This window comes from Paraburkholderia sp., assembly GCF_034668105.1.
Lineage (GTDB): Bacteria > Pseudomonadota > Gammaproteobacteria > Burkholderiales > Burkholderiaceae > Paraburkholderia.
On the sequence record NZ_JAXDPY010000503.1, the window covers coordinates 1 to 3,913 of the forward strand.

The 3,913-nt window shown below is 61.7% G+C and carries 4 protein-coding genes and 2 pseudogenes; all 6 read left to right on the top strand.

Going from position 1 to position 3,913, the window contains the following annotated elements:
* A pseudogene (locus tag QOC89_RS22530) lies at positions 1-166 on the top strand (Fe-S cluster assembly protein SufB); the annotation flags it as partial.
* A 43-nt stretch (positions 167-209) separates the two neighbouring features.
* Positions 210-716: pseudogene (gene sufC / locus QOC89_RS22535) on the top strand (Fe-S cluster assembly ATPase SufC); the annotation flags it as partial.
* A gap of 11 nt (positions 717-727) precedes the next feature.
* Positions 728-1,990 carry a Fe-S cluster assembly protein SufD gene (sufD, locus tag QOC89_RS22540; protein WP_323047040.1) on the top strand — a complete coding sequence of 421 codons (1,263 nt, stop codon included), beginning with the start codon at positions 728-730 and terminating at the stop codon, positions 1,988-1,990.
* On the top strand, positions 1,987-3,240 hold the full coding sequence (locus QOC89_RS22545) for a cysteine desulfurase (protein ID WP_323047041.1): 1,254 nt from the start codon (positions 1,987-1,989) through the stop codon (positions 3,238-3,240). Before sufD ends, QOC89_RS22545 begins: the two co-directional genes overlap by 4 nt.
* Positions 3,237-3,692, top strand: a complete 456-nt coding sequence (gene sufU / locus QOC89_RS22550) for a Fe-S cluster assembly sulfur transfer protein SufU (protein WP_323047042.1) — start codon at positions 3,237-3,239, stop codon at positions 3,690-3,692. The genes QOC89_RS22545 and sufU overlap by 4 nt, the downstream gene beginning before the upstream one ends.
* 8 nt (positions 3,693-3,700) lie before the next feature.
* Positions 3,701-3,913 (top strand): iron-sulfur cluster assembly protein (locus QOC89_RS22555; protein WP_323047043.1); only part of this gene is annotated, 213 nt, incomplete at its 3' end.

The window sequence follows — 3,913 nt, forward strand, 5'->3', positions numbered from 1 at the left end:
CGAAGATCAGCTGTTCTATTGCCGATCGCGCGGGCTGAGCCTGGAAGATTCAGTCAGCATCATCGTGAACGGCTTCTGCAAGGAAGTCTTCAAGGAGCTGCCGATGGAGTTCGCCGTCGAGGCGCAGAAGCTGCTCGGTGTCAGCCTGGAGGGCAGTGTGGGCTAACCATTAGCACCTGGCCCACTGCGATTCGCGAGGGATTGGAACCATGCTTGAAATCAGCAATCTGCAAGTCGAAGTCGACGGGAAGAAAATTCTGCGCGGCATCGAGCTGAGCGTGAAGGCTGGCGAGGTGCACGCGATCATGGGGCCGAATGGTTCGGGCAAGAGCACGCTTGCCCACGTACTGGCTGGGCGTGAGGACGTGGTCGTCACCGGCGGCAAGGTCTCGTATCTCGGCCGCGATCTGTTAATGCTCGCGCCCGAAGAGCGCACGCACGAAGGGCTGTTTCTCGCGTTCCAGTATCCCGTTGAGATACCCGGTGTGAGCAACGTTTATCTGCTGAAGGCGGCGTTGAACGCGCAGCGTCGGCATCGTGGCGAGCCGGAACTCGACGCGATGGAATTTCTGCAACTGGTCAACGAAAAAATGACGTTGATGCAGATAGACGAGACCCTGCTGTACCGAGCAGTCAACGAAGGCTTTTCCGGCGGAGAAAAGAAGCGCAACGAGATCCTGCAGATGGCGGTACTGGAGCCCCGGCTCGCCATTCTCCCGGCGCCGAGTTGCCGTGGCTGCGTTCCGCGCGCCGAAGCGCCTTCGACCAGTTCGACGCGCTCGGCTTTCCGACCACGCGGCACGAGGACTGGAAGTACACGAACGTGTCGGCGATCGGCAAGCGTCCCTGGCATTTCGCGCCGCAATGCACCGGCTGCATCGACGACGGCGACGTGCGACGCATCGTCAATGAGCTCGTGCTGGACCCGGCTGGCCATCGACTGGTATTCGTTAACGGCCACCATGTGCCGCGGCTGTCGAAACTGATTGGTTTGCAGCATGATGTGTTTGTCGGCTCGCTCACGCGGGCGTTGAGAGAAATACCACAACGACTGCAGGCGGCGATCGCCTCGCAGACGTATGCCGACGGCTTTACCGCGCTCAATACTGCGTTTCTGAGGGATGGATTTGCCGTCGTGCTACCGCCTGGCGAGGTCATCGATCAACCGCTGCACATGCTGTTCCTGACCGACGAAGCGGGACTTGCGGCGCAGCCGTTCAATGTCGTGTTGGCAGGCGCTCGCTCAGGCTGCGTGATCGTCGAGCACTTTGTCGGGTTTGGCGACAACGCGTACTGGACCAATGCGGTTACCCGCATCGTCGCGGACGAACAGGCGGATGTGCAGCACTACCGGTTGCAGCAGGAAGGCACGAAGGCGTTTCATATCGCGTCGGTCGCTGCCGCGCAGCAACGCGCCAGCTGTTTTACCTCGCATGCATTCGCTTTCGGCGGCGCGTTGTCGCGCACGGGCATTGGCACGAGCCTGAACGCCGCGAACGCGCAAGCCACATTGAACGGTCTCTATTTCGTTGGTGGCCGGCAGCACGTCGATCACCACACGCGCATCGATCACGCGGAGCCGCATGGCACGAGTCGCGAATACTACCGCGGCGTGCTCGACGGTGCCGCGCGCGGCGTATTCAACGGGCGCGTCATTGTGCATCGCGATGCGCAGCAAACAGACACGCATCAGGCGAATTACAACCTGCTGCTGTCGCGCGACGCGGAAATCGACACGAAGCCACAGCTCGAGATCTACGCCGACGATGTGAAATGCACACACGGAGCGACGGTTGGTCAACTGGAAGAGAACCAGCTGTTCTATCTGCGTGCGCGCGGCGTCGAGGAACGCATGGCGCGCGCGCTACTGACATACGCATTTGCGCGCGACATTGTCGAACGTGTGCGCATCGAATCGCTCCGCGGTCGGCTCGAACGGCTGCTGCTCGCGCGCACCCCGGAAGGCGAGCGCATCAGGGAGCTGCTATGAAGCCGATTGAACAGATGCAGGCGCCAGATCCGCGCAATGTCGAGCACTGGCGGGCCGATTTTCCGATTCTGGGCGAGCGCGTGCATGGCCGGCCATTGGTCTATCTCGACAACGGCGCGACTACGCAAAAGCCGGCCTCGGTCATCTACACGGAAAACGCCTACTACCGGCATAGCAACGCCAACGTGCACCGCGGCGTGCATCTGCTGTCGCAGCGCGCGACCGAAGCGTTCGAAGCAGCACGCGCGAAGATCGCACGCTTCATCAACGCGCAGCGTCCGGAGGAGATCGTGTTTGTACGCGGCACGACCGAAGCGATCAATCTCGTCGCCCAGAGCTTTGTGCGCCCGCAGCTCAAGCCTGGCGACGAAATCCTGATCAGCGCGATGGAGCACCATTCGAATATCGTGCCGTGGCAGATGGTCTGCGAGCAAACTGGGGCGGTGCTGAAAGTCGTGCCGATTGACGATACCGGTGCGCTCGATGCCGACGCGTACGAGCGCTTGTTGAACGCACGTACTCGGCTGGTCGCGATGACGCATCTGGCTAACGCGCTCGGCAGCATCAATCCGGTGGAGCGCATTGTTGCAGCGGCGCACGCGAAGGGCGTACCGGTGCTGCTGGATGGCGCACAGGCGATCTCGCATCTGCCGGTCGACGTCCGCGCGCTCGATTGTGATTTCTACGCGTTTTCTGGGCATAAGGTGTACGGGCCGACTGGCATCGGGGTGCTGTATGCCAGGGCCGCGCTGCTTGAAGCGATGCCGCCATGGCAGGGCGGCGGCGACATGATTCGTTCGGTGACGTTCGAGAAAACGGAATACAACGCGATTCCGTGGAAGTTCGAGGCAGGCACGCCGAACATTGCCGGCGCGATTGCGCTGGGCGCGGCGCTCGACTATGTCAACCGCATCGGCATGGAAGTCATCGCCGCGCACAAGGCCGGCCTGCTTGCTTATGCAACGGATGCATTGCGGGTAATACCGGGCTTGCGTCTTATCGGTACCGCACGCGACAAGGCGAGCATCCTGTCATTCGTGCTCGACGGCGTGCATGCGCATGATATCGGCACGATTCTCGATAATCACGGCGTTGCCGTGCGGGCGGGCCACCACTGCGCGATGCCGGTGATGCAGCGTTTTGGCGTACCGGCGACAGTGCGCGCGTCACTCGCCCTCTACAACACGCACGAGGATATGGACGCCCTGATCGAAGGTCTCGGCAGGGTCAGGGAGGTATTTGGCTCATGAGCGATCTGCGCGATCTGTATCAGGAAGTCATCTTCGACCACTACCGGCGGCCGCGTAACTGTCATGGGCTGGCCGACGCCAATCACAAGGCCGAGGGCTATAACCCGTTGTGTGGCGACCGGATCACGCTGTATCTGCGGATCGAGGATGGCGTCGTCAAGGACGCAAGTTTCGAAGGCGTGGGCTGTGCGATTGCGACGGCGTCTGCGTCGCTAATGACCGAGGCGCTGAAAGACAAAACGGAAGCGGAGGCCGAAGCGCTGTTCGGACGTTTTCACGACATGGTGACAACACCCGCTGCAGGGCAGGCGGCAGCCGCGCCGGCGTTGGGCAAGCTGACGGTGCTGTCCGGCGTGCGCGAAATTCCCGCGCGCGTGAAGTGTGCGACGCTTGCGTGGCATACGCTGCATGCCGCGCTGCACGACGAGGACCGCCCCGTTTCGACAGAGTGAGGCAGACGATGAGTACATTCGACTGGCTGAAGCGCGCCGAGGCCGCACAACCTGGCAGTGGCGCAACAACAGAACGTCTTGAAGAACGCGTGATCGACGCGCTGCGCACCGTGTTCGATCCGGAGATCCCGGTCAACATCTACGACCTGGGGCTTGTCTATGGTCTTGACGTGGACGAAGCCAAAGGCCGCGTCGAAATCCGCATGACGTTGACCGCGCCC